Source organism: Microcella frigidaquae, assembly GCF_014200395.1.
GTDB lineage: Bacteria > Actinomycetota > Actinomycetes > Actinomycetales > Microbacteriaceae > Microcella > Microcella frigidaquae.
Window position 1 is genome coordinate 1 of sequence record NZ_JACHBS010000001.1, and the last position, 23,551, is coordinate 23,551.

A 23,551-nucleotide genomic window follows, 5' to 3' on the forward strand; every position below is an offset into this window, starting at 1 on the left:
CGCGTCGGGTGACGTGCCGCCCCTCGACCCGGTCGCGACGGGGCAGGCCCTCGCCGGCGACGGCCGCATGATCAACTCGGGGCCGCTCGACGGCCTCAGCAAGCAGAACGCGATCCAGCGGGCGATCGAGCTGCTGGAGGAGCGCGGCACGGGGCGGGCATCCAAGACTTACCGCCTGCGCGACTGGCTGATCAGCCGCCAGCGGTACTGGGGCACCCCGATCCCGATCATGTATGACGAGAACGGCGCCGAGATCCCGGTGCCGCTGGATGCTCTGCCCGTGCTGCTGCCCGACGCGACGGGCATCGACATGAAGCCGAAGGGCACCTCGCCCCTGGGCGGCGTCGCCGCGTTCGTCGAGACGACCACGCCCGACGGCCGCCCCGCCCGCCGCGACACGGACACGATGGACACCTTCGTCGACTCGTCGTGGTACTTCCTGCGCTTCCTGAATCCGAACGACGACACGCAGGCCTTCGACCCCGCGAAGGCCGAGCAGTGGGCGCCGGTCGACCAGTACGTGGGCGGCGTCGAGCACGCGATCCTGCACCTGCTCTACGCGCGCTTCATCACGAAGGTGCTGTTCGACCTCGGCTACGTGAGCTTCACCGAGCCGTTCAGCGCGCTGCTCAACCAGGGCATGGTCATTCTCGACGGCGCGAAGATGTCGAAGTCGAAGGGCAACCTCGTCTACTTCACCGAGGAGCTCGACCAGTACGGCGTCGATGCCGTGCGCCTGACGATGGCGTTCGCCGGCCCGCCGGAGGACGACATCGACTGGCGCGACGTGTCGGTGACGGGCTCGCAGAAGTTCCTCGCGCGCGCCTGGCGCCTCTCGGGCGAGGTGACGTCGCCGGTGGATGCCGACCCGGCTCTCGGCGACCAGGCTCTGCGCCGGGTGACGCACAAGTTCCTGGCCGAGGTGCCGCCGCTGATCGAATCGTTCAAGTTCAACGTGGCCGTCGCGCGCACGATGGAGCTCGTCAACGCGATCCGGAAGGCGGTCGACGGCGGCCCCGGTGCGGGCGACCCCGCCGTGCGCGAGGCCGTCGAGACGGTCGCGATCGCGCTCTCGCTGTTCGCGCCCTACACGGCCGAGGACATGTGGGATCGCCTCGGCCGCCGCGACGAGGCCGCCGGCCGCGACGGGCTCGTGGCCTTCGCCGGCTGGCGCAAGGCCGACCCGCTGCTGCTGGTCGAAGACTCGGTGACGGCGATCGTGCAGGTCGACGGCAAGGTGCGCGACAAGCTCGAGGTGAGCCCGACGATCGGCGGGGAGGAGCTCGAGGCGCTCGCCCGCGCATCCGCCGCCGTACAGCGGGCGCTGGGCGACAAGGAGATCGCGACCGTCATCGTGCGCGCCCCGCGGGTCGTCAACATCGCCACCGCCAAGTAGGCGATTCCCCGGCTTCGTCGCCCGGCCTGGGCGGCGGGATGCGGCGGCCTAGCCTGCCGCGGTGACCGACCTCTCTGCCGCCGCTGCGTCGGGGAGCGACGGCCCGCCCGCGCGGCCCCTACCGGTGCGGAGCCCGCGCGTGCGCGCCGCACTCGGCGGCGTCGTGGTGCTCGCGCTGCTGGGGGTCGGAGCCGCGGTCGTGGCGACCGTTGCGACTCCGGGCGGAGAGGTCGTCGCCGTCCCCACCGGCTCGGAGGGAGCGGGAGGCGGAGTCCTCGATGGCGGCGACCCCTCGGCGGCAGGGTTCGGCGAACCCCCCGTCGTCGTGCTGCACGTGCTCGGTGCCGTCGTCGAACCGGGCATCGTCGAGCTGCCGCCCGGCAGCCGGGTGGTCGACGCGATCGCGGCCGCGGGCGGTCCGACCGATGAGGCCGATCTCGCGGCCGTGAACCTGGCGCGGGTCGTCGTCGATGGCGAGCAGCTGCGGCTGCCCGCGGTCGGGGAGGCCCCGGCGGCCGGGGTCCCGGGGGCGGGTCCGGGTTCGGGTTCGGGCGGTGCGGGCCCGGGGTCGGGGTCGGCGAGCGTGGCCGCTGACGGCCGCATCAACATCAACACGGCCGACGCGGCCGGGCTTGAGCAGCTGCCCGGCGTCGGGCCGGCCATCGCGGCCCGCATCATCGCCTGGCGCGAGCAGAACGGCCCCTTTCGCAGCGTCGACGAGCTGACCGCGGTCAGCGGCATCGGCGAGAAGACCCTCGACGGCCTGCGCGATCAGGCGACCGTGTGAGCGCGGCCCTCACGGGTGCGCCGGCGTCGCAGCCCGCCGCCGCGCCGAGTCGCCTCGACCTGCGGCTGGCGCTGCCCGCTCTCGTCGGCTGGCTGACCGCGGTCGTGCTCGTCGGGGTTCCGGGGGCGGCGGTGGGCGTGGGGCTCGCGGCCCTGCTGGGCACGGTCGCGGCGGTCGCGGTCGTGCGCCGCGGTGCGGCTGCGCGTCGGGGGCGCGCGGCGCGGGGGCGCGCCGTGGTCGCGGCGAGCATCCCGAGCCTCGTGGCGGTGGCGGTGGTCGCCGCCGCGGTCGCCCTCGTCGCTCCGAGCCGGATGCCGCCCGTGCTCGCCGCCGAGCTCGAGCGAGGGGCGACCGTTGCCGTGGTGCTCGAGCTCGAGCAGACGGTGCAGCCGCCCCGCGTCGATCAGCGCGTGACGGACCCTGGGTTCGGCGGCGGTGCGAGCGCGGACGCGCTCATCGTCGCGATGGTGCCGAACGTCGCCACGGTGCCGAGCCCCGCCGCGGGAGGCGCCGTCGCGACGCAGAATGCGGGCGTGGTCGACCCGGCAGCCGTCGCCGTCCGGATACCCGTGCGGCTCCTCGGGCTGGAGGTCACCGAGCGGCTGCCGCTCGGCACGCGGCTCGAGGGGCGGGTGCGGGTGATCCCGCTCGACGCGGGCGATGACCGGGTGGCGCTCGTGCGCCCGGTCACCGGGCTCGAGCCGATCGGGGTGCCCCCGCCGCTCGTCGCGGGTGCCGACGGGCTCCGCGCGGGCTTCCTCGCCCTCATGGCTCCGTTCGCGGGCGACGGAGCCGCCCTGCTGCCGGGCCTCGCGATCGGCGATACCACCGCGGTCAGCGACGAGCTCGACGCGGCGATGAAGCGCAGCGCGCTCAGCCACCTCACCGCGGTCTCGGGCGCCAACTGCGCGATCGTCGTCGGGCTCGTGCTCGGCGTCGGCGCCCTCGCCCGCTGGCCTCGCCCGGTGCGGGTCGGCACGGCGCTGGCCGCGCTCGGCGGCTTCGTCGTGCTCGTCACGCCCGAACCGAGCGTCGTGCGCGCCGCCGTCATGGCCGCCGTCGTGCTGCTGGCGCTGTCGAGCGGTCGTCCGGCTCGCGGGCTGCCGGTGCTCGGGCTCGCGGTGCTCGGCATCGTCGTGCTCGACCCGTGGATCGCGCGGGAGTACGGCTTCGTGCTGTCGGTGCTCGCGACCGCCGCGCTGCTCGTGCTCGCCGGCCCGCTGACCACCCTCCTCGGGCGCTGGCTGCCCGCGCCGCTCGCCCTCGCCGTCGCGGTGCCGCTCGCTGCCCAGCTCGCGTGCCAGCCCGTGCTGATCCTGCTCGCGCCGGAGGTGCCGCTCAGCGGCGTGCTCGCGAACATGCTCGCGGCGCCCGCCGCCCCGGTGGCGACGATCGTCGGCATGATCGCGTGCCTGCTCGCGCCGGTCATCCCGCCCCTCGCGATGCTCGTCGCGGGCATCGCCTGGCTGCCCGCCGCCTGGATCGCCGGCGTCGCGCGCGTCTGCTCCCAGCTGCCCGGGGCCCTGCTGCCGTGGCCGGAGGGCGCCCTCGGCGCCGTGCTGCTCGGGGCCCTCACGGCCGCCGCCCTCGTCGCCGCGGGCCTGCCCGCCGCGATCGGCTCGGCCCGTCTGCGCGCGCGGTTCGCTCTCGCCGCGGTCGCGGCCCTCGTCATCACCGCGGGAGCCACGGCCGGGGCCGCTGCCCTGCGCGGCCTCGGCCGCCCCGCCGACTGGGCCGTTGCGCAGTGCGACATCGGGCAGGGGGATGCGGTGCTCGTGCGCAGTGCCGGCCAGGTCGCCCTCATCGACACCGGGGCCGACCCTGCCCTGCTGACGCACTGCCTCGACTCCCTCGGCATCGAGCGCATCGACCTGCTCGTGCTCACCCACTTCGACCTCGACCACGCCGGGGGAGTGCCCGCCGTCGTCGGCCGCGTCGACCACGCGCTCGTCGGCCCGACGGGACGGCCGGAGGACGAGGCCGTCGTTGCCGCGCTGCTCGGCGGGGGCGCCCGCGTCACCCCGAGCGGTGAGCACGACCACGGCCGACTCGGCGACTACGCCTGGCGGATGCTCGGCCCACCCGACCACCGCGGCGTCGAGCCCGGCAACGACGCCAGCCTCGTGCTCGAGCTGCGTCCCGGCCCGGGCTGCCCGGCGTGCCCGAGCGTGCTCGCCCTCGGCGACCTGGGGGCGGATGCGCAGCGCCGCCTCGCGGCAGTCCACGACCTGCGCCCGGTCGACGTCGTGAAGGTGAGCCACCACGGCTCGCCCGACCAGCATCTGCCGCTCTACACCGCGGTCGCGGCGCCCCTGGCCCTGATCGGGGTCGGCGCCGACAACACCTATGGGCACCCGGCGCCCGCCTTGCTCGACGCGCTCGTGGCCGACGGGACGCTCGTCGTGCGCAGCGATGAGCACGGGCTCGCGCTGATCGGGCCCCGCGACCCTGCAACCGGCGCTTTGCCGCTCTGGGTTGAGAGAGGCACGGTCGAGACAGGCACGGTCGAGAGAGGCGCCGTCGAACGCGGCACGGTCGGTGGCGCTGGATAGGCTGGCACGGTCCGAGTCCGCCCACCTGTCGACCCATGCCGAGGAGCCCCATGGCCGCGCCGAAGAAGCCCGCCGGCTCCGCCCGGGCGGCGGCGAGCATCCCGCAGGTGCCGTGGCACCAGGTGCGGGCAGCGCCGGTGATCCTCGTGACCGGGCCGGAGGACTTCCTGGCCGAGCGCGCCAGCCGACTGCTGCGGGATGCCCTCCGTGCGCAGGATCCGAGCCTCGAGGTGCACGACCTCCGCGCCGACAGCTACCAGCCCGGCGAGCTCGTCACCCTGGCCAGCCCCTCGCTGTTCGGCGAGCCGCGGCTGATCCGGGTCGACGCGGCCTCGACGATGAGCGATGCCTTCCTCGAGGAGGCACTGGAGTACATCGCCGCGCCCGCCGACGACACGGTCGTGATGATCCGGCACAGCGGGGGCGTGCGCGGCAAGAAGCTGCTCGACGCGATCCGCGCGGGAACCGGCGGGGGCATCGAGGTGCTCTGCTCCGAGCTGAAGCGCGACAGTGACCGCTTCGACTTCGCTGCGGCCGAGTTCCGCACCGCGGGCCGGCGCATCGAGCCGGCCGCCCTGCGCGCCCTCGTCAGTGCCTTCACGGATGACCTCGCCGAGCTCGCGGGTGCCTGCCAGCAGCTGCTGGCCGACAGCGAGGGCGACATCACCGAGCAGACGGTCGCGAAGTACTACGGCGGCCGCGTCGAGACGAACGCGTTCGCGGTCGCGGATGCCGCCATTGCGGGCCGGCACGGCGAGGCCCTCGTGCTGCTGCGTCACGCACTCGCGACCGGGGCAGACCCGGTGCCGATGGTCGCGGCCTTCGCGATGAAGCTGCGAACGATGGCGAAGGTCGGCGGCGCACGCGGCGGATCGGCCGGGCAGCTCGGCCTCGCGCCCTGGCAGATCGACCGCGCACGCCGAGACCTGCAGGGCTGGACGGAGCCGGGCCTCGGCCGGGCGATCGTCGTCGCCGCCGAGACCGACGCGGCCGTCAAGGGCGCCGCGCGCGACGCGGTCTACGCGCTCGAGACCCTGGTGCGCGTCGTCGCCGCCCGCGGCCTCGACCAGTAGTCGCGCATCCCGTCGCCCTCCGCTGCCGCCCGGCCGCACGGCAGTGCGCAGAACGACGTCGCCCCCGCCGGGGGACCGGCGGGGGCGACGTGACGTGCGGGGTGCGGGCTAGAGCGCCGCGACCTTCTTGGCGATGGCCGACTTGCGGTTCGCCGCCTGGTTCTCGTGGATGACGCCCTTGCTCACGGCCTTGTCGAGCTTCTTGGTGGCGAGCTTGAGCGCGTCCTGCGCCGCGGCCTTGTCGCCCGCGGCGACGGCCTCGTTGGTGCGACGGATGGCCGTCTTCAGCTCGCTCTTGACGGCCTTGTTGCGCTGCTGCGCCTTGAGGTTGGTCTTGATGCGCTTGATCTGCGACTTGATGTTTGCCACGTGGGTGCTTTCTTCTTCAGGAACGGTGCGAGGTGTGCGACCGCGGTGGGGTGCCCGCGCATCCGATGCGCTGCGGCGAAGTCGTGGTCGCGTTCCGTGTCGAAAGAGAGAGGGCTTTCTGACACGCAAGCCAAGGGCCTACGTTACCAGCCCGTCGCCGCAGCCGACAATCGAGACCCGCCCCGGATACGGAGCCGAGGCCCGCCCTGCGCACCGCCGCCCGGCCCGGCCATGGGAGAATGTCGGCAATATGTCTCCCCGCGCCCTCACGCCGCTCGCACCTGCCGCGACCGACCCGTCCGCGATCCGCAACTTCTGCATCATCGCGCACATCGACCACGGCAAGTCGACCCTCGCCGACCGCATGCTGCAGATCACCGGCATCGTCAGCGACCGCGACATGCGCGCGCAGTACCTCGACCGCATGGACATCGAGCGCGAGCGCGGGATCACCATCAAGAGCCAGGCCGTGCGCATGCCCTGGCAGCACGAGGGCACCACTTACGCGCTCAACATGATCGACACCCCCGGGCACGTCGACTTCACCTACGAGGTGAGCCGCTCGCTCGCCGCCTGCGAGGGCGCGATCCTGCTCGTCGACGCCGCGCAGGGCATCGAGGCGCAGACGCTCGCCAACCTTTATCTGGCGCTCGAGAACGATCTGACGATCATCCCGGTGCTCAACAAGATCGACCTGCCCGCGGCGGACCCCGAGAAGTACGCGCGCGAGCTCGCGCAGCTGATCGGCGGCGACCCCGACGAGGTGCTGCGGGTGAGCGGCAAGACCGGCGTCGGCGTGGAGGAGCTGCTCGACCAGGTCGTCAAGCAGATCCCGGCACCTGTCGGCACCCTCGACGCCCCGGCTCGAGCCATGATCTTCGACTCGGTCTACGACTCGTACCGCGGTGTCGTCACCTACGTGCGCATGGTGGATGGGCAGCTCGGCCCGCGCGAACGCATCCAGATGATGTCGACCAAGGCGACCCACGAGATTCTCGAGATCGGCGTGTCGAGCCCCGAGCCGACCCCGAGCAAGGGGCTCGCGGTGGGCGAGGTCGGCTACCTGATCACGGGCGTGAAGGATGTGCGCCAGTCGAAGGTCGGCGACACGGTCACGACCGCCCAGAAGCCGGCGACCGAGGCGCTCCCCGGCTACACCGACCCGCTGCCGATGGTGTTCTCGGGCATCTACCCGATCGACGGCAGCGACTACCCCGACCTGCGCGACGCGCTCGACAAGCTGAAGCTCTCCGACGCGGCCCTGCAGTACGAGCCCGAGACCTCGGTCGCGCTGGGCTTCGGCTTCCGCTGCGGGTTCCTCGGCCTGCTGCACCTCGAGATCGTCACCGAGCGGCTCTCGCGAGAGTTCGATCTCGACCTCATCACGACCGCACCCAGCGTGATCTACAACGTCACCACCGAAGACAAGAAGACGGTCGAGGTGACGAACCCGAGCGAGTACCCGACGGGCCGCATCGAGAAGGTCATGGAGCCGATCGTCAACGCGTCGATCCTCGCGCCGAAGGACTACGTCGGCCAGATCATGGAGCTCTGCCAGGGCCGCCGCGGCACCATGCGCTCGATGGACTACCTCGGCGAGGACCGCGTCGAGCTGAAGTACACCCTGCCGCTCGGCGAGATCGTCTTCGACTTCTTCGACCAGCTCAAGAGCAAGACGCAGGGCTACGCGAGCCTCGACTACGAGCCCGCCGGCGAGCAGGAGGCCGACCTGGTGAAGGTCGACATCCTGCTGCAGGGCGAGCAGGTCGACGCCTTCAGCGCGATCGTGCACAAGGACAAGGCCTACGCCTACGGAACGATGATGGCCCAGCGCCTGCGCGAGCTGATCCCGCGCCAGCAGTTCGAGGTGCCCATCCAGGCCGCCATCGGCGCCCGCATCATCGCGCGCGAGAACATCCGCGCGATGCGCAAGGACGTGCTCGCCAAGTGCTACGGCGGTGACATCACCCGCAAGCGCAAGCTCCTCGAGAAGCAGAAGGAGGGCAAGAAGCGCATGAAGATGGTGGGCCGCGTCGAGGTGCCGCAGGAGGCCTTCATCGCCGCCCTCTCGGGCGACGTCGAGAAGGCGAAAGACAAGAAGTAGGGCAGGGGCGGTGGATGCGCAGGCGCGACCCGCGCTGACCTACACCCCGCACGGCGGCAGTCGCGACCTCGACCCCGCGCGCATTCCCGCGGGGTTCCGGGCGTTTCGGCACGAGGCCGCGATCGGCTCGGGTGCCGAGCGCTGGGAGGAGGCTGCGGCCGCGGTGCTCGCGTGGGGGCTGCAGCGGGGAGCGGGCATCCGTGTCAGCACCCCGCGGGTGGTCGTCGGGGACGACGTGACGCTCACGATCCCGCTGCTCGGCGTCGTGCCGGTCAGGGCCTACGCCCGCGTGCTCGAGCTCGTCGATGAGCCGGCGCGGCGCGGGTTCGTCTACGGAACGCTGCCCGGGCATCCCGAGCGCGGTGAAGAGGCCTTTCTCGTGACGCTCGATCACGAAGGAACCGTGCGCGTGGTCGTGCAGGGCTTCTCACGACCAGCACCGGGCATCTGGACGCTCGGCGCTCCGGTACTGCGGATCGTGCAGGCGATCTACACGAAGCGCTATCTGCGCGCCCTCGTGCGTACGGCACACTGAGCGCATGGCACCCGATACAGCCGCCGACACCGCCGCGCTCGACGCCCTCATCGCCGAGGTTGCGGCACAGGAGGAGCGCCTGCAGTTCTCGACGTTCAGCCCCGACGACGCCTGGATGCTCGGCTCGCGCCTGCGCGCCCTCGGCGTCGAGCGCGCCCTCGCCATCACGATCGACATCGCCCTCGGTGAGCAGCGGCTCTTCCACTGCGCGCTGCCCGGCACAGCCGCCCACAACGGCGCCTGGATCGAGCGCAAGAAGGCGACCGTGCGCGAGTTCGGCACGTCGAGCTACCTCGTCGGCCTGCGCGCGAAGCGTGGCGGTGGCGTCTTCGAGGCCCAGCCCTGGATCGACCCGCTGCGATACGCGGGCCACGGCGGCGGCTTTCCGGTCACTCTCCGCGGCACGGGCGTCGTCGGCACGATCGCCGTCTCCGGTCAGCCGCAGAAGGTCGACCACGCCCTCATCGTCGAGGCGCTCACGGCCCACCTCGGAGCCTGAGCCCGGTTCACCGTCAGGCGCGAGCCCTACGCTGGATCGCATGAGCGTCGACAGCCCCCGCGATCGTGAGCGCCTGCAGCAGGCCGTCACGTACGCGGCCGTGGGCGCGACGCAGTCGCCCGACCTGATGCGCTATCCGCCGGCGGGTTACCGGCCGCTCGAGCAGCGCCGCCGGGTCGGGCACGGCGACGAGCGCTGGGCGTGGGCGGTCGACGAGCTGCTCACTGGCGGGGTCTACCGCGGGGCGGGCATGGGCGTGCGCATCACGCCCGTCACGGCGGCGGATGCGGAGCGCACGTACCACCCGGTCGCGTTCGACGACGAGGGTGCGCCGGCCGCGGCCGCCGGGGTCGGCGCCGACGACGAGGTCTACACGGCGAGCGGCGCGCGGCACCTGCGCCCGGGCGACGTCATCGTGGTCGGCCTCGAGGTGGGGCGGCAGCTGTGGCTGCCCCTGCCGACCAAGGTCGTCCTGCTCGAGCAGGAGGGGCAGCGCGTGATGTACGCGGTCGGCACCCTGCCCGGGCATCCGTTCGGGGGCGAGGAGGCGTTCACGCTGGAGCAGACGGAGGACGGCTCGGTGTGGCTCACCGTGCGCAGCTTCGCGCGGCCCGCCACCTGGTGGGCGTGGCCTTTGCTGCCCGGCCTGCTGCTGGCGCGCATCCTGATCGCTCGACGATTCCTGCACGCGCTGATGGGCCCGCTTCCCGTTCAGCAAGCCTGACCTAGGCTGGGCACGATGAGCGACGAACCCCGCCCGACGAGCTCCGGCATCGGCCGTGTGCTGATCGCCGTGTACGCGATCCTCGCCCTGGCCTCTCTCGGCCGATCCGGCTACCAGATCGCCACCAAGTTCGACGAGGCGCCGCTGGCGTACAGTCTCTCGGCGCTCGCCGCCGTGGTCTACGTGCTCGCCACCGTCGCCCTGATCGCGCGCGGTGCGACCTGGTTCACGGTTGCGGTCGTCGCGATCGGCTTCGAGCTCGCGGGCGTGCTCATCGTCGGCACGCTGAGCATCATCGACCCGGCGCTGTTCCCCGACGACACTGTCTGGAGCCAGTTCGGCCGGGGCTACGCCTTCATCCCGCTCGTCCTGCCGATCCTCGGCCTGCTCTGGCTGCGACGGGTCGCGCGGGCGCGGCGGGCCGAGACTGTCGACGAGGCGGCGGCATGACCGGCACCGTCGTCACCGGCATCGAGGCGCTGCCGCGGGATGCCGTTCCGAGCGCCGTGACGATCGGGAAGTTCGACGGCGTGCACCGCGGCCACCAGGCGGTGCTCGAGCGCCTCGTGGCCGAGGCTGGGGGCCGCCGCACCGTGGTCGTCACCTTCGACCGGCACCCCGCGGCGCTGTTCACGCCCGACGAGGCCCCCGTGCCGCTCGTGAGCACCGCGCAGAAGACCGAGGCCTTGCTCGCGCTCGGAATCGACCTCGTCGTCGTGCTGCCCTTCACGCGCGAGTTCGCGGCGCTCGAGCCCGACGCCTTCGTCGACGACATCCTCGTCGCGGGTCTCGCGGCCGAGCGCGTGCTCGTCGGCGCCGACTTCCGCTACGGCGCGCGCGGCGCGGGAACGGTCGAGACGCTGCGGGCGGCGGGGGAGCGCGCGGGGTTCGCCGTGGCGCTCGTCGACGACGTGTGCGAGCTCGACGGCACGCGGGTGTCGTCCACGGGCATCCGGAGCGATCTCGACGCCGGCCGCCTCGCCGAGGCGACCGAGGCGCTCGGCCGCCCGCACCGCATCCGCTCGACCGTCGTGCCGGGCTACCAGCGGGGGCGCGAGCTCGGCTATCCGACGGCGAACCTCGCGCGTGACGCCGAGGGCTTCATCCCCGCCGACGGCGTCTACGCCTGCTGGCTGCACGCCGAGGGCGAGCGCTTCGGCGCGGCGGTGTCGATCGGCAACAACCCGACCTTCGGCGACGTGCCCGAGAAGACGATCGAGGCGCACGCGATCGACGCGCACCTCGACCTCTACGGCAAGACCGTCGAGCTCGAGTTCGTCGCCTACATCCGCCCCATGAACAAGTTCCCATCGGCGGATGCCCTCGCCGAGCAGATGGGCCGCGACGAGCTGCGCATCCGCGAGACGCTCGGCCTGTCGCGGCCCCAGTGACCACGATCTCGCGTCGGCAGTTCGCCGGAGGCGCCATGGGCGTCGCGGCCGCGGCCGCGCTGGCCGCGTGCGCGCCGCTCGGCGGCGGCAGCACCGGCGGCGGCAGCACCCGCGGCGACGGCCTCACCGTGGTCGTCGTGGGTGCGGGGGTCGCCGGTCTCACGGCCGCGCGCGACCTGCAGGCCGCGGGAGCCATCGTGATCGTGCTGGAGGCGCGCGACCGCAGCGGTGGTCGTACGGTCACCGAGGTGCGGGAGGGCTTTCCGCTCGACCTGGGCGCGTCGTGGATCCACGGCGTCGACGGCAACCCCGTCAGCGCGCTCGTCCTCGACGCGGGGCTCGGCACGATCCCGACCGACGTCGAGAGCGCGGTCGGCTACGACGTCGAGACGCCGGACGGCCAGCTCGATGACGCGCTGCTCGCGCGCGCCGCCGCGCGGCTTGACGAGGCGGTGCAGCGCGGCGACGACGCCGAGGTCGACCAGCCGCTGCAGGTGATCGTCGACGCCGCGGCGAGCGGCGCCCCCGCCGACCAGGCCCGCCTCGTGCGCTACCTCGCCGCGAGCGCGATCGAGAACGAGTACGCAGGCCCGCTCTCCGAGCTCTCGGCCTTCTGGTTCGATGAGGCCGAGACCTACGGCGGCGGCGACGCGATGATCGACGGCGGCTACGGCCAGGTGCCCGCCGTGCTCGCCGAGGGCCTCGATGTGCGGCTCTCGAGTCCCGTGACCGCGATCGCGCTGGGCGACGACGGCGTCAGCGTGACGGTCGCGAGCGGAACGGTCGAGGCCGACGCGGTCGTGGTGACCGTGCCGCTCGGGGTGCTGCGGCGAGGAACGATCGCCGTCGACCCGCCGCTGCCCGCCGAGCACCAGGCGGCCATCGCCGGCCTCGGCATGGGCTCGCTCAACAAGGTCTTCCTGCGCTTCGACAGCGTCTTCTGGGACGACGACGTCGACTGGATCGGCATCGTTCCGCCCACTGGCGTCGACCCCTGGGTCGACTGGGTCACGATCGGCCGTGCTGCCGACGCGCCCGTGCTGCTCGGCTTCGCGGCCGGCGATCTCGGGCGCTGGGTGGATGCGCAGCCCGACGCCGCCGTCGTGGCGAGCGCCCTCACCGCGCTGCGCACGGCCTACCCGGATGCTCCCGAGCCGCTCGAGGTGCTCGTCACGCGCTGGGGGGCCGACCCGTACGCGGGCGGCTCCTACTCGTTCGCCGCGGTCGGATCCGACCCGGCGATGCGCGACACGCTGGCCGAGCCGGTCGGTGAGCGGCTCGTGCTCGCGGGCGAGGCGACCTCGCGCGAGCATCCGTCAACCGTGCACGGCGCCCTGCTGAGCGGCCAGCGTGCCGCCGCGGCCGTACTCGACGCGCTCGGCGCCTGAGCCCGGTGCGCCCTGCCCGGCCGCGGCCGACGCGCGCGGGCTAGCCCTTCAGCAGGTCGTTGAGCGGAACCTTGGCGCCGTTCTTGAGGTCTTCGATCGTGCTGTCCGGGATGTCCTTGAGCAGCGGCAGGTCGAGACCCTTCGCCCACTCGCCGACCGTGTCGAGGATCTGATCGGTGTCGAGGCCCTGCAGGGTCGGCTGCACGGTCTCCCAGAGCCCCTGCAGCGCATCCATGTCGAGACCCTTGCCGCTCATGAGGTCGCCGACCATGTCGCCGAGACCGCCCAGGTCGAATCCGCCGCTCTGCGCCATCGCGCTGCTCCTTCGCTCGTGGCCGTGCCGGGTGCTCGACCTTTGCTCAGCCTAGGCGTCGAGCGACGCGGATGGCAGGGGCTCGTCGACTTCGGGTGGGAGACCCGCGCGGCGGGCGAGGAACAGGACGATCGCTGCCCCGGTCGAGGGCAGGCGCGGCCCTGACCCGACCTGCCAATCGCCGTCGATCGCGACCAGGGTGCGCGCGGTGAGCAGCGCACGCTCGGGGGTGCGCGACCGCAGGGCGAGATCGACGGCGACCGCGCCGCAGGGGAGCGGGTCGACCGTCAGCATGAGCCCGTGCGCCGCCCGCAGATCGAGCGCCAGTACGAGGGCCGCCCCGAGGTCGCGGATGCCCGCACGGCGTCCGGGAGCGGCCAGGGCGGCGGCCCGCGCGCGCAGGGCGCTCGACAGGGCATCGTCGGGCGTCGCCGCGACGGCGGGAGTCACCCGCTCGGCCGCGCCGAGGGCGCGGGCCCAGCGCGTCCACCACGGCACCCCGAGGTCGCTGAGCGTCTCGCGCACCGCGGCCGCGGTCGTGACGCCGGGCCGCAGGCTGGGCTCAGCGAGCAACGCGGGGCGGGCATCCAGCACCGCGGCGAGCTGCTCGAGCAGGGCGGCGGTGGGCTGCGACCAGTCGCCGGTCGCTGCACCGTCGCCGCTGCGGTCGCGGTTGCTGAGCGGCAGGTAGCGGCCCCAGTCGGTCATGCCGCCCAGCCTAGGCTGGAGCGGTGAGCGCCGCCCCCGAACCCGCCGCCGCCCCGCGGCCGTCGTCGCGCCGCGGCGAACTGCTGCTCGGCATCGCGGCAATCGTGCTGATGGCGGCGACCATGCGGCTGCCGGTGGCCGCGCTCTCGCCGCTCGCCGGCCGCATCGACGCCGACATCCCGCTCAGTGCGCTCGCGCTCGGAGCCCTCGGCACGGCCCCTCCGCTCGCGTTCGCGCTCGCGGGGCTGCTCGCGCCGCGGGTCGGCAGGCGGCTGGGTCTCGAGTCGGCGCTGCTGCTGGCCCTGCTCGCGATGATCGCCGGCCACCTGCTGCGGGCCGCCGCCGTCGACTACGCGATGCTGCTCGCCGCGACCGTGCTCCTGCTGCTCGGAGCGGGCTTCGGCAACGTGCTGCTGCCCGCGGCCGTGAAGACGATCACGCCCGATCGCATCGGCATGATGACCGCCGCCTACGCGATGATCATGTCGATCGGGGCCGCGGTGCCGCCGCTCGTCGCGGTGCCGCTCGCCGAGCTCGGCGACTGGCGACTCGCGCTCGCGGTGTGGGCGGCGCTCGTCGGCGTCGCCGCCGTGCCCTGGGTCGTGCTCGCCACGCGGGCCGGGCGTGCCCGGCGAGTCGCCGCTGCGGCCGTCGCCGACGGTGGGGCGGATGCGCACCCGCAGCCGCGCCGCATCGCCCGCTCGGCCCTGCTGCGGTCGCCGACGGTCTGGGGCATCGGCATCCCCTTCACGGTGTCGAGCATCTCGGCCTATGCCGGATACGCCCTGCTGCCGCCGCTGCTGCGCGAGACCGCGGGCGTCGGCGAGGCGCAGGCGGGCGCGCTGCTCGCCCTGCTGGGCTTCCTGGGCCTGCCGCTCGCGGCGCTCGGGCCGCTGCTCGCGACGCGGCTGCGTACGCCGACGCCTCTGCTCATCGCGTCGACCGTGCTGTTCACGACCGCCTACGGCGGACTGCTGCTGGCTCCGGCCACCGCCACGCTGCTCTGGATGGGGGCGCTCGGCCTCGCCTACATCACCTTCCCGATGTGCCTGGCGCTGTTCGCCCTGCGCAGCCGCACGCCCGCCACGGCGAGCGTCGTGAGCGGAGCCGTGCAGGGCGTGGGCTACGCCGTGGCGGCCGTCGCACCGCTGCTGCTCGGCGGCCTGCGCGACGCGACCGGCAGCTGGAGCGCAGCGCTCGTCGTGATGCTCGTCGTCGGGCTCGGCAACCTCGTCGCGGTGCCGCTGCTCGCGCGCCGGGGCACGGTCGACGACGAGGTCGGGGTCGGCCTCAGCCGATGAGGCGCGATCGGCCTCAGCCGATGAGGCGCTTTCGGCCTCAGCCGATGAGGTCGGTGCGGTGCACGAGCGCCGCGGCCCCGATGAGCGGGCCCTCGCCGCTCAACCCGGAGGCGACCACCCGGGTCTTGGTGACGAAGCTGAAGTCGCTGTGCTCGGCGACCGCGGCGCCCACGAGCGCGATGTAGTCGTCGCTGACGTGACTGAAGCCGCCGCCGATCGCGACGACGTCGAGGTCGACGAGGGCGCTCGCGCTCGCGATGGCGCGACCGACTGCGGCGGCCGAGCGCTGCACGGCGCGCCGGGCGACGTCGTCGCCGGCCGCGGCGGCGGCCGCGAGCTCCTCGCCCGTCGTGCCCCCGAAGCCGTGCTCGCGCGCCCAGGCCACGGTGCGCGGACCCGAGGCGATCGCCTCGAGGCAGCCGCGCGCACCGCAGGCGCAGCGGTCGTCGTGCCCGGCCACCGCGACGTGCCCGATGTGCCCGGCGTTGCCGGTCGGCCCCGCGACGACCCGCCCGCCCAGGATGAGGCCGCCGCCGACACCCGTCGACACGATCATGCCCATGACGTTGGTCTCGCCTTGCGCCGCACCGAGCCACACCTCGGCGAGGGCGATGCAGATGCCGTCCATGCGGAGAGTGACGGGGAGGCCACCGAGTCCGGCCGAGGTGAGCGTCTCGGCGACGAGCCCGCCGAGCGGGTAGCTGCGCCACGCCGGCAGGTTGAGTGGGGACACGTCGCCCGTGGTGCCGGCGATGGGGCCCGCGCTGCCGATGCCGGCGCCGCGCAGGGTCGCGCCGGCGGGGAGGGCCGCGAGGGCATCCCGTACCGCGTCGGTCACGGCGGCCGCCAGCTGCTCGCTCGTCGCGCTCGAGCCGGTCGGGCGCCGGTGGCGCGAGCCGGTGAGCACGCTGCCGGCGGCATCGACGAGGGCGGCTTCGACCTTGGTGCCGCCGAGGTCGACGGCGAGGGCGTAGTCGGTCACGGGAGTCCTTCCGCGGGATGGTGGCGGGCCGGGTCCGCGCGAGGGAGCGACGCGGCCACGCCCAGCGTACCCACGCGAATGCGCCCCCTCGGCACACCCCTTGCTCATCTGAGCACGGAGTGCAACAAATGTTGTTGGGTCACCCGCGCAGGCCTAGCCTGGATGTCGGGCCGCCCTCGGCGCCCCTCGTCGTCCTCCGTCGTCGACCGCAGAGAGTGAGAACGCGCATGGCTCCCGCCGACAGCACCGCCGCGAACGAGCTGCTCGCCGTGCGCGCCGCCGAGCTGTACTACGAGGAGAACAAGACCCAGGACGAGATCGGTGCCATCCTGCGGGTCACGCGCTGGAAGGTGGGCCGCCTGCTCGCCCAGGCGCGGGAACGCGGCATCATCCGCATCGAGATCGTGCACCCGCGCGCCCGTCGCCTCGCCCTCGAGCGCGACCTCGCGTCCCGCTTCGGGCTCAAGGACGCGGTGGTCGTCCCCGCGCCGGCCGATGACGTCGAGTTGCAGGCGCGCGTGAGTGAGGCCGCCGCCGACTGGCTCGTCAGCCACCGGCCCGTGCCGCGCCTGCTCGGTGTGAGCTGGGGCCGCACTCTGCATCAGGTCGCCGACGCGCTGCCCAGCGGCTGGTCGACGGCCGTCAACGTCGTGCAGATCAACGGCGGCGTGAGCCTGAGCAAGCGCCCCGGCACCGCGGCCGCCACGGCCGTCATGATCGCCCAGAAGGCGGGCGGTCAGGCGACCCTGCTGCCGAGCCCCGCCATTCTCGAGCGCCTCGAGACCAAGAAGGCGATCGAGGGCGACCGCACCGTCGGCGGCGTGCTCAGCATGGCTCGCGGCGCCAGCGCGTACCTCTACAGCGCCGGGGTCGCCGACACCAGCTCGGTGCATGTCGACAGCGGCTACCTGACCCCCGCCGACATCGCCCGGCTCGTCGAGCGCGGCGCCGTCGGCGACGTCATCGGCCGGTACATCACGGCCGAGGGCACGATCGCCGACCCTGAACTGGATGCCCGCACCCTCGGCCTCGGCCTCGAAGAGCTCCGAGCCGCACCGTGGAGCATCCTCGTGATCGGCGGCGAGGCGAAGCACCCCGTCGCCCGGGCCATCGTCACCCACGGACTCTGCTCGGTACTCGTCACGGACGAGCACACCGCCCGCGCCCTGCTCGAGGAGCCGGACGCCGCGGTGCCCGATTTCGCTCAGACCGACTCCGCCACCACCTCCCGAGAGGACCTCTCATGACCATCACCCAGCCCGCCGGCCTCGCGCCGGCGGAGCGCGCCGTGCGCCTGCTCGGCGCCGACCTCACCGAGACCGCCCTGCGGCGCCACCTCGAGGGGCTCAGCGGAGTCGACGCCGTCGGCCTCGAGCAGCGGGCCGCCGGCCTCGCGACGCGCTCCATCAAGACCAGCTCGAAGGCCTGGGCCCTCGACACGATCATCCGCACCTGCGACCTGACGACGCTCGAGGGCGCCGACACGCCCGGCAAGGTGCGCTCGCTCGTCGCCAAGGCGGTCACGCCCGACGCGAGCGACCCGACGACGCCCAGTGTCGCCGCCGTCTGCGTCTACGGCGACATGGTGCCGTACGCCGTCGAGGCGCTCGGCAGCCGCCACGGCGACCCCGAGAAGGGGCTCGTCAGCGTCGCGGCGGTCGCCACCGCCTTCCCCTCCGGCCGCGCGAGCCTCGCCGTCAAGCTCGCCGACACGCGCGACGCCGTCGCGGCTGGCGCCGATGAGATCGACATGGTGATCGACCGCGGGGCCTTCCTGTCGGGCAACTACGGTCTCGTCTTCGACCAGATCGTCGCCGTGAAGGAGGCCTGCCGTCGGGCCGACGGCAGCTATGCCCACCTCAAGGTCATCCTCGAGACCGGCGAGCTGCAGACCTACGACAATGTGCGGCGCGCATCCTGGCTGTCGATTCTCGCCGGTGCCGACTTCATCAAGACCTCCACGGGCAAGGTGAGCCCCGCGGCCACCCTGCCGGTCACGCTGCTCATGCTCGAGGTGATCCGCGACTGGCACCGCCTCACGGGCGAGAAGGTCGGCATGAAGCCCGCGGGCGGCATCCGCGCGTCGAAAGACGCCGTGCGCTACCTCGTCACCGTCGCCGAGACCGTCGGCGAAGAGTGGCTGACGCCGCACCTGTGGCGCTTCGGGGCCTCGAGCCTCGTCAACGATGTGCTGCTGCAGCGGCAGAAGATGCGAACCGGTCACTACAGTGGCCCCGACTACGTGACGGTGGACTAGATCATGGCATTCCTCGAGTACGCGCCGGCTCCGGAGTCGGCGTCGATTCTGAACCTCAAGGCCCAGTACGGGCTCTTCATCGACGGCGAGTTCGTCGACGGCGGCGGAGAGGTGTTCGACACCATCTCGCCGGCCACCGAGCAGGTCATCGCGCGCATCGCGCAGGCCGACGCCCACGACGTCGACCGCGCGGTCGCCGCCGCTCGTCGCGCCTACGAGACCGTCTGGTCGCGCATGTCGGGCAGCGACCGCGGCAAGTACCTCTTCCGCATCGCCCGCCTCGTGCAGGAGCGCGCCCGCGAGCTCGCCGTCGCCGAGAGCCTCGACAACGGCAAGCCGATCCGCGAGACCCGCGACGTCGACGTGCCGCTCGTCGCCGCGTGGTTCTTCTACTACGCCGGCTGGGCCGACAAGCTCGAGTACGCCGGGCTCGGCCCGAACCCGCGCGCGCTCGGTGTCGCCGCGCAGGTGATCCCCTGGAACTTCCCGCTGCTCATGCTCGCGTGGAAGATCGCCCCGGCCCTCGCCGCCGGCAACACCGTGGTCATCAAGCCCGCCGAGACGACGTCGCTGACCGCGATGCTGTTCGCCGAGATCCTGCAGCAGGCCGACCTGCCTGCGGGCGTCGTGAACATCGTCACCGGCCCGGGCTCAACCGGTCAGGCCCTCGTCACGCACGACGACGTGAACAAGGTGGCCTTCACCGGGTCGACGAACGTCGGGCGGATGATCGCGCGCCAGGTCGCGGGAACCCAGAAGAAGCTCACCCTCGAGCTCGGGGGCAAGGCGGCGAACATCGTCTTCGACGACGCCCCCATGGACCAGGCGATCGAGGGCATCGTCAACGGCATCTTCTTCAACCAGGGCCACGTGTGCTGCGCCGGCTCGCGCCTGCTCGTGCAGGAGACCGTGCACGACGAGGTCGTCGAGCGGCTCAAGGAGCGCCTGTCGACCCTGCGGCTCGGCGACCCGCTCGACAAGAACACCGACATCGGCGCGATCAACTCGGCCGCCCAGCTGGAGCGCATCCGCACTCTCAGCGACACGGGCGAGAACGAGGGCGCGGAGCGCTGGACCGCCGACTGCCGGATTCCCGAGAAGGGCTTCTGGTTCGCGCCGACCATCTTCACCAAGGTCAGCGCCGCCCACTCGATCGCCCGCGAGGAGATCTTCGGCCCCGTGCTGTCGGTGCTGACCTTCCGCACCCCGGCCGAGGCGATCGCGAAGGCGAACAACACCCCGTACGGCCTCTCGGCCGGCATCTGGACGGAGAAGGGCAGCCGCATGCTCGCTCTCGTCGACCAGCTGCGCGCGGGCGTGGTCTGGGCGAACACGTTCAACCGCTTCGACCCCAGCTCGCCGTTCGGCGGGTACAAGGAGTCGGGCTACGGCCGCGAGGGCGGCCGCCACGGGCTCGCCGCCTACCTCGAGGCGAGCGGGTGGGATGCTCCAGCCGGGCTCGGCTCCGCATCCGCCCCCGCCGCTCTCGTGACGGCGCCCGCCGCCGGTGATGCCGGCGCGAAGGCCGCGGGCAAGCCTGCGAAGAAGTCGACCCGGAAGGGGGCCGCGAAGTGACCCGCCTCAGCGTTCCGAAGACGTACAAGCTCGCGATCGGCGGCGCGTTCCCGCGCAGCGAGAGCGGCCGCACCTACGAGGTGCTCGCCGCCGACGGTGGCTTCCTCGCCAACGCCGCGAAGGCCTCGCGCAAGGATGCCCGCGACGCGGTCGTCGCTGCACGCAGCGCGTTCGCCAAGTGGTCGGGTGCCACGGCCTACAACCGCGGCCAGGTGATCTACCGCATCGCCGAGCTGCTCGAGGGGCGCCGCGCGCAGTTCATCGACGAGATCAGCCGCACCGAGGGTGTCTCCTCCGCCGAGGCCTCGGCCCAGGTCGATCTCGCGATCGACGTGTGGGTCTGGTACGCCGGCTGGGCCGACAAGTACGCGCAGGTGGCGGGCAACGCCAACCCGGTCGCGGGCCCGTACTTCAACCTCTCGGTGCCCGAGCCGACGGGCGTCGTCGCCGCGGTCGCGCCGCAGGGCGTGACGGGCGGCTCGCTGCTCGGCATCGTGTCGGTCGTGGCCCCGATCATCCTCACCGGCAACACGGTCGTGGTCATCGCCGACGAGAGGGCGCCGCTGTCGGCGATCTCGCTCGCCGAGGTGCTCGCGACCTCGGATGTTCCGGGCGGCGTCGTCAACACGCTCACCGGCTCGCCGGCGGAGATCATGCCGTGGCTCGCCGCGCACGCCGACGTGAACGCGCTCGACCTCGCCGGAGCCGGCGGGCTCGACGGTGCGTCGGGCGCCAGCTGGGTCGACCTGCAGCTCGCCGCCGCCGAGACCCTCAAGCGCGTGCTGCCGCCCGTCTCGGGCGTACCGCGCCCCGCGCTCGAGCGCATCAGCGCCTTCGTCGAGACGAAGACGGTCTGGCACACGAAGTCGATGCTCTAGCCGGGCACCTGCCCGCACCCGCGCCGCCCGCCCCGCGCCGCCGATCTCCACAATTCAGGAGTCGGCGGCGCGGGGCGTGGTCGTTGAGCGCTCTCACGGCGTGTTGGGCGGCTACAGGCGGGTGCGACTCCTGAGTTGTGGAAATGGGCGGGAGGGCTGCGGGCGGCTTCCGGAACTGCGGAAGCGAATGCACTCGGCTCACTCCCATCCGCAGATCGGGAAGGCGAGTGCGGAGCCTCAGGCGTCCGCGGGTCGCGCTTCGGTGCTGTCGATGCGCGCCGCGAGCGCGGCCGCGAAGTCGGTGGAGGCGAGGTGCCGACCCGTGCGCTCGACCTCGTGCACGAGGGCGACGAGAGCGGCGTTCACCGGGGTCGCGACGCCGAGCGAGGCGCCCAGGGCGACGACCGCGCCGTTGATCTGATCGACCTCGGTCGTGCAGCCGCGGCGGATGCTCTGCAGCATCGACGCGGGGTTGGGCACCTCGCCCATCCCGGCGGCGAGGGCGCGAGCGAGCTCGTCGGCCGCCGCCGTGCCACCCGTGCGGATGCGCGCCACGGCCTCCGCATCCACCCCGCCGATGCGGCCCCAGGCGACACCGGCCGCGTCGCCGACCGCGACCGTCTCGACCATGCCGCGCGCGAGGATCGGCAGCAGCCCTGCGTCGGCGACGGTCTGCTGCACGCTGAGTCCGGTGATCGCGGGCAGGGCGTTGACCTGGTTGACGAGCAGCTTCGTGAACTGGGCTCCGCGGATGTCGGGGGCGAGCACGAGTTCCGCGGTGCCGTCGGGGGCGCCGCCGCCCGGCAGCGCGCTGCGCAGCAGCGGCTCGGCGACGGCGACCGCGGCCGGGTCGCCGCCGAGCGTGAGGCCGTTCGGTCCGGTGACGGTGATGCGGCCCGGGCCGGCGAGACTCACGGCGAAGAGCGCCAGGCCGATCGCGACGGGGGAGTGCGGCAGCGCATCCCGCACCGCCTGCTCGCCGCCGAGGCCGTTCTGCAGCACGAGCACGGGGGTGCCGTCGTGCTCCGACCAGGGGGCGAGGGCGGCTGTTGAGTCGTGGGCCTTCGTCGCGAGCACGAGCAGGTCGACTGTCTCGTTCGGGATGCTGCGCACGAGCTCGACCGGGGCAACCCACGCTCCCCAGCCGCCGTCGACGCGCAGCCCGGCGGCGGCGATGGCGTCGGCGTGCTCGCCGCGCGCGGTCACGAGCACCTCGTGCCCCGCGCGCGCGGCCAGAGCGGCCAGGAGGCCGCCGACCGCGCCCGCTCCGATGACCGCGATGCGCATGCTCGTCAGCCTAAGCGCGCGAGCCGCGCCGGCCGAGTGCCTCGCGCCCGCGCCGGGCCTCGCGCCCGCTAGCGTGGAGTTGTGCCCACCGGACTGCTGCTCGTCGACAAGCCGCAGGGTCTCACCAGCCACGACGTGGTCGCGCGTGCGCGCCGCGCCCTCGGCACCCGCAAGGTCGGCCACGCCGGCACGCTCGACCCGATGGCGACCGGCCTGCTCACGCTCGGAGCCGATTCGGCCACGCGCCTGCTCACCTACCTGGTCGGCCTCGACAAGACCTACGAGACGACGATGCGGCTCGGCGCCGCGACGACGACCGACGACGCCGAGGGCGAGACCGTCAGCACGGCCGAGCCGGCGGCGGTCGCGGCGGTGACCGACGCGGCGCTCGCGGAGGGCATCCGTGCGCTCACGGGCGAGATCGACCAGCGGCCGAGCTCGGTGAGCGCGATCAAGGTCGACGGCAAACGCGCCTACGACCGCGTGCGGGCAGGCGAAGAGGTCGAGCTCGCGTCGCGCCGCGTCACGATCAGCGCGTTCGAGGTGCTCGCCGTGCGGCGCATCGACGCTGGCTCGGGCACACACGCCGCGATCGAGGTGGATGCCCGCATCGACTGCAGCTCGGGCACCTACATCCGCGCCCTCGCGCGCGACCTCGGCGCGGCCCTCGGTATCGGCGGGCATCTCACGGCGCTGCGGCGCACGCGTGTCGGGCCGTTCGAGGTGGCCGACGCCGTGAGTCTCGAGGCGCTGGCCAAGCAGGGCGCGAGTCTGCTCGCGAGCCCCGCGGAGGTTGCCGAACGACTGTTCCCGGTGCTCGAGGTCGACGCCGCGCAGGCCCGCGACCTCGGGCACGGCAAGCTGCTGGCGCTGCCCCAGCACCCCGACGCCGAGCCGGTCGCCGCGATCGAGCGCGGCAGCGGCGCGCATCCCGACCGTCTGATCGCCCTCATCAGGGTGCGTCAGGGACGCGGTCGTACGCTGGTCGGGTTCCCGCAGGAGCACACGTCCGCATCCGCCCAGGAGGCCCCCCAGTGATCGAGTGGTTCAGCACGATCGCCATCGCCGTCAGCGTCATCGCCGGGCTCGTCGCCCTCGTGCTCGGCGGCATCGGCCGCAAGCCGGACGACTACAGCGTGCTGGCCACCGCGGCGGTCGCGCTCGTGCTCATCGTGCAGATCGTCATCGGCATCGTGGCCCCGTTCGTCGGCAACGAGCCGACCGGCGACATCGTCGAGTGGTGGATTTACCTCGTGACCGCCCTCGTGCTGCCGGTCGGGGCGATCATCTGGGCCCTGGTCGACCGCTCGCGCTGGGCGACCATCGTCATGGGCGTGGCGAGCCTCGCGGTCGCGGTCATGGTCTTCCGCATGAACCAGATCTGGTTCGTGCAGGGCGTCGCGCTCGTCAGCTGACCCGAGCCCTGCTCCGG

23 protein-coding genes are annotated in these 23,551 nt (G+C 73.3%); 18 read left to right on the plus strand and 5 right to left on the minus strand.

All coding sequences use genetic code 11. The features are described from left to right. The 4 genes from BJ959_RS00005 to holA all read left to right on the plus strand — a co-directional run. Nucleotides 1-1,396: class I tRNA ligase family protein (locus tag BJ959_RS00005; RefSeq protein ID WP_183321804.1), on the plus strand; the 1,396-nt coding region annotated here is incomplete at its 5' end. 61 nt (nt 1,397-1,457) lie between these two features. Beyond that, nucleotides 1,458-2,183, plus strand: coding sequence for a ComEA family DNA-binding protein (locus BJ959_RS00010; RefSeq protein ID WP_341799956.1), 726 nt, complete (start codon nt 1,458-1,460; stop codon nt 2,181-2,183). Further along, entirely contained in the window at nt 2,180-4,735 is a 2,556-nt protein-coding gene (locus BJ959_RS00015) for a ComEC/Rec2 family competence protein (RefSeq protein ID WP_153982344.1), read from the plus strand. The genes BJ959_RS00010 and BJ959_RS00015 overlap by 4 nt, the downstream gene beginning before the upstream one ends. A 50-nt stretch (nt 4,736-4,785) precedes the next feature. After that, a complete protein-coding gene (gene holA / locus BJ959_RS00020) occupies nt 4,786-5,808 on the plus strand; it encodes a DNA polymerase III subunit delta (protein WP_153982343.1) in 1,023 nt (340 codons plus the stop codon). Nucleotides 5,809-5,916: 108 nt separating this feature from the next. On the opposite strand, the gene rpsT is transcribed toward holA, so the two are convergent. Next, the gene (gene rpsT, locus BJ959_RS00025) at nt 5,917-6,177 is read right to left on the minus strand and encodes a 30S ribosomal protein S20 (protein WP_153982342.1); all 261 of its coding nucleotides are present in this window, start codon (nt 6,175-6,177) and stop codon (nt 5,917-5,919) included. Between the two features lie 250 nt (nt 6,178-6,427). On the opposite strand from rpsT, the gene lepA reads away from it, so the two are divergent. The 7 genes from lepA to BJ959_RS00060 are packed head-to-tail and all read left to right on the plus strand — an operon-like array spanning nt 6,428 to nt 12,818. After that, on the plus strand, nt 6,428-8,281 hold the full coding sequence (lepA, locus tag BJ959_RS00030; protein WP_153982341.1) for a translation elongation factor 4: 1,854 nt from the start codon (nt 6,428-6,430) through the stop codon (nt 8,279-8,281). 10 nt (nt 8,282-8,291) lie between these two features. Next, on the plus strand, nt 8,292-8,816 hold the full coding sequence (locus tag BJ959_RS00035; RefSeq protein ID WP_221234914.1) for a DUF1990 family protein: 525 nt from the start codon (nt 8,292-8,294) through the stop codon (nt 8,814-8,816). Between the two features lie 4 nt (nt 8,817-8,820). Next, nucleotides 8,821-9,315: a heme-degrading domain-containing protein gene (locus BJ959_RS00040; protein WP_153982340.1), complete on the plus strand. Its 495-nt coding sequence runs from the start codon at nt 8,821-8,823 to the stop codon at nt 9,313-9,315. A gap of 40 nt (nt 9,316-9,355) precedes the next feature. Next, entirely contained in the window at nt 9,356-10,039 is a 684-nt protein-coding gene (locus BJ959_RS00045) for a DUF1990 domain-containing protein (RefSeq protein WP_153982339.1), read from the plus strand. Nucleotides 10,040-10,054: 15 nt separating this feature from the next. Then, on the plus strand, nt 10,055-10,489 hold the full coding sequence (locus BJ959_RS00050) for a hypothetical protein (RefSeq protein ID WP_153982338.1): 435 nt from the start codon (nt 10,055-10,057) through the stop codon (nt 10,487-10,489). Beyond that, a complete protein-coding gene (locus BJ959_RS00055; RefSeq protein WP_153982337.1) occupies nt 10,486-11,430 on the plus strand; it encodes a bifunctional riboflavin kinase/FAD synthetase in 945 nt (314 codons plus the stop codon). Before BJ959_RS00050 ends, BJ959_RS00055 begins: the two co-directional genes overlap by 4 nt. Beyond that, complete coding sequence (locus BJ959_RS00060; RefSeq protein WP_153982336.1) at nt 11,427-12,818, plus strand: FAD-dependent oxidoreductase; 1,392 nt, start codon at nt 11,427-11,429, stop codon at nt 12,816-12,818. Before BJ959_RS00055 ends, BJ959_RS00060 begins: the two co-directional genes overlap by 4 nt. A gap of 40 nt (nt 12,819-12,858) precedes the next feature. On the opposite strand, the gene BJ959_RS00065 is transcribed toward BJ959_RS00060, so the two are convergent. Together BJ959_RS00065 and BJ959_RS00070 are read right to left on the minus strand one after the other, a co-directional pair. Continuing rightward, nucleotides 12,859-13,131: a hypothetical protein gene (locus BJ959_RS00065; protein ID WP_153982335.1), complete on the minus strand. Its 273-nt coding sequence runs from the start codon at nt 13,129-13,131 to the stop codon at nt 12,859-12,861. A gap of 51 nt (nt 13,132-13,182) precedes the next feature. Further along, nucleotides 13,183-13,839 carry a hypothetical protein gene (locus BJ959_RS00070; protein WP_153982334.1) on the minus strand — a complete coding sequence of 219 codons (657 nt, stop codon included), beginning with the start codon at nt 13,837-13,839 and terminating at the stop codon, nt 13,183-13,185. 23 nt (nt 13,840-13,862) lie between these two features. Here BJ959_RS00070 and BJ959_RS00075 point away from each other — a divergent pair, with 23 nt between their 5' ends. Further along, the gene (locus tag BJ959_RS00075; RefSeq protein WP_153982333.1) at nt 13,863-15,140 is read left to right on the plus strand and encodes an MFS transporter; all 1,278 of its coding nucleotides are present in this window, start codon (nt 13,863-13,865) and stop codon (nt 15,138-15,140) included. Between the two features lie 37 nt (nt 15,141-15,177). Here BJ959_RS00075 and BJ959_RS00080 read toward each other — a convergent pair whose 3' ends face one another. Continuing rightward, nucleotides 15,178-16,122, minus strand: a complete 945-nt coding sequence (locus BJ959_RS00080; protein WP_341799951.1) for an ROK family protein — start codon at nt 16,120-16,122, stop codon at nt 15,178-15,180. 227 nt (nt 16,123-16,349) lie between these two features. On the opposite strand from BJ959_RS00080, the gene BJ959_RS00085 reads away from it, so the two are divergent. The 4 genes from BJ959_RS00085 to BJ959_RS00100 are packed head-to-tail and all read left to right on the plus strand — an operon-like array spanning nt 16,350 to nt 20,832. After that, on the plus strand, nt 16,350-17,369 hold the full coding sequence (locus BJ959_RS00085) for a sugar-binding transcriptional regulator (protein ID WP_153982331.1): 1,020 nt from the start codon (nt 16,350-16,352) through the stop codon (nt 17,367-17,369). Beyond that, on the plus strand, nt 17,366-18,379 hold the full coding sequence (gene deoC, locus BJ959_RS00090) for a deoxyribose-phosphate aldolase (protein WP_047564545.1): 1,014 nt from the start codon (nt 17,366-17,368) through the stop codon (nt 18,377-18,379). Before BJ959_RS00085 ends, deoC begins: the two co-directional genes overlap by 4 nt. 3 nt (nt 18,380-18,382) lie before the next feature. Beyond that, nucleotides 18,383-19,954: an aldehyde dehydrogenase family protein gene (locus tag BJ959_RS00095; protein ID WP_153982330.1), complete on the plus strand. Its 1,572-nt coding sequence runs from the start codon at nt 18,383-18,385 to the stop codon at nt 19,952-19,954. Next, nucleotides 19,951-20,832: an aldehyde dehydrogenase family protein gene (locus BJ959_RS00100; RefSeq protein WP_153982329.1), complete on the plus strand. Its 882-nt coding sequence runs from the start codon at nt 19,951-19,953 to the stop codon at nt 20,830-20,832. The genes BJ959_RS00095 and BJ959_RS00100 overlap by 4 nt, the downstream gene beginning before the upstream one ends. Before the next feature lie 237 nt (nt 20,833-21,069). On the opposite strand, the gene BJ959_RS00105 is transcribed toward BJ959_RS00100, so the two are convergent. After that, nucleotides 21,070-22,119, minus strand: coding sequence for a ketopantoate reductase family protein (locus BJ959_RS00105; protein WP_153982328.1), 1,050 nt, complete (start codon nt 22,117-22,119; stop codon nt 21,070-21,072). An 81-nt stretch (nt 22,120-22,200) separates the two neighbouring features. Here BJ959_RS00105 and truB point away from each other — a divergent pair, with 81 nt between their 5' ends. Both truB and BJ959_RS00115 read left to right on the plus strand, forming a co-directional pair. Beyond that, on the plus strand, nt 22,201-23,157 hold the full coding sequence (truB, locus tag BJ959_RS00110) for a tRNA pseudouridine(55) synthase TruB (protein WP_153982327.1): 957 nt from the start codon (nt 22,201-22,203) through the stop codon (nt 23,155-23,157). Continuing rightward, the gene (locus BJ959_RS00115) at nt 23,154-23,534 is read left to right on the plus strand and encodes a hypothetical protein (RefSeq protein WP_153982326.1); all 381 of its coding nucleotides are present in this window, start codon (nt 23,154-23,156) and stop codon (nt 23,532-23,534) included. Before truB ends, BJ959_RS00115 begins: the two co-directional genes overlap by 4 nt. The last annotated feature ends 17 nt before the right edge of the window (nt 23,535-23,551 follow it).

Coding starts and splice junctions, on each gene's coding strand:
- holA (WP_153982343.1), top strand. CDS start 4,786: ATGGCCGCGCCGAAGAAGCCCGCCGGCTCCGCCCGGGCGGCGGCGAGC.
- lepA (WP_153982341.1), top strand. CDS start 6,428: ATGTCTCCCCGCGCCCTCACGCCGCTCGCACCTGCCGCGACCGACCCG.
- BJ959_RS00040 (WP_153982340.1), top strand. CDS start 8,821: ATGGCACCCGATACAGCCGCCGACACCGCCGCGCTCGACGCCCTCATC.
- BJ959_RS00045 (WP_153982339.1), top strand. CDS start 9,356: ATGAGCGTCGACAGCCCCCGCGATCGTGAGCGCCTGCAGCAGGCCGTC.
- BJ959_RS00050 (WP_153982338.1), top strand. CDS start 10,055: ATGAGCGACGAACCCCGCCCGACGAGCTCCGGCATCGGCCGTGTGCTG.
- BJ959_RS00055 (WP_153982337.1), top strand. CDS start 10,486: ATGACCGGCACCGTCGTCACCGGCATCGAGGCGCTGCCGCGGGATGCC.
- BJ959_RS00065 (WP_153982335.1), bottom strand. CDS start 13,131: ATGGCGCAGAGCGGCGGATTCGACCTGGGCGGTCTCGGCGACATGGTC.
- BJ959_RS00070 (WP_153982334.1), bottom strand. CDS start 13,839: ATGACCGACTGGGGCCGCTACCTGCCGCTCAGCAACCGCGACCGCAGC.
- BJ959_RS00085 (WP_153982331.1), top strand. CDS start 16,350: ATGGCTCCCGCCGACAGCACCGCCGCGAACGAGCTGCTCGCCGTGCGC.
- deoC (WP_047564545.1), top strand. CDS start 17,366: ATGACCATCACCCAGCCCGCCGGCCTCGCGCCGGCGGAGCGCGCCGTG.
- BJ959_RS00095 (WP_153982330.1), top strand. CDS start 18,383: ATGGCATTCCTCGAGTACGCGCCGGCTCCGGAGTCGGCGTCGATTCTG.
- BJ959_RS00105 (WP_153982328.1), bottom strand. CDS start 22,119: ATGCGCATCGCGGTCATCGGAGCGGGCGCGGTCGGCGGCCTCCTGGCC.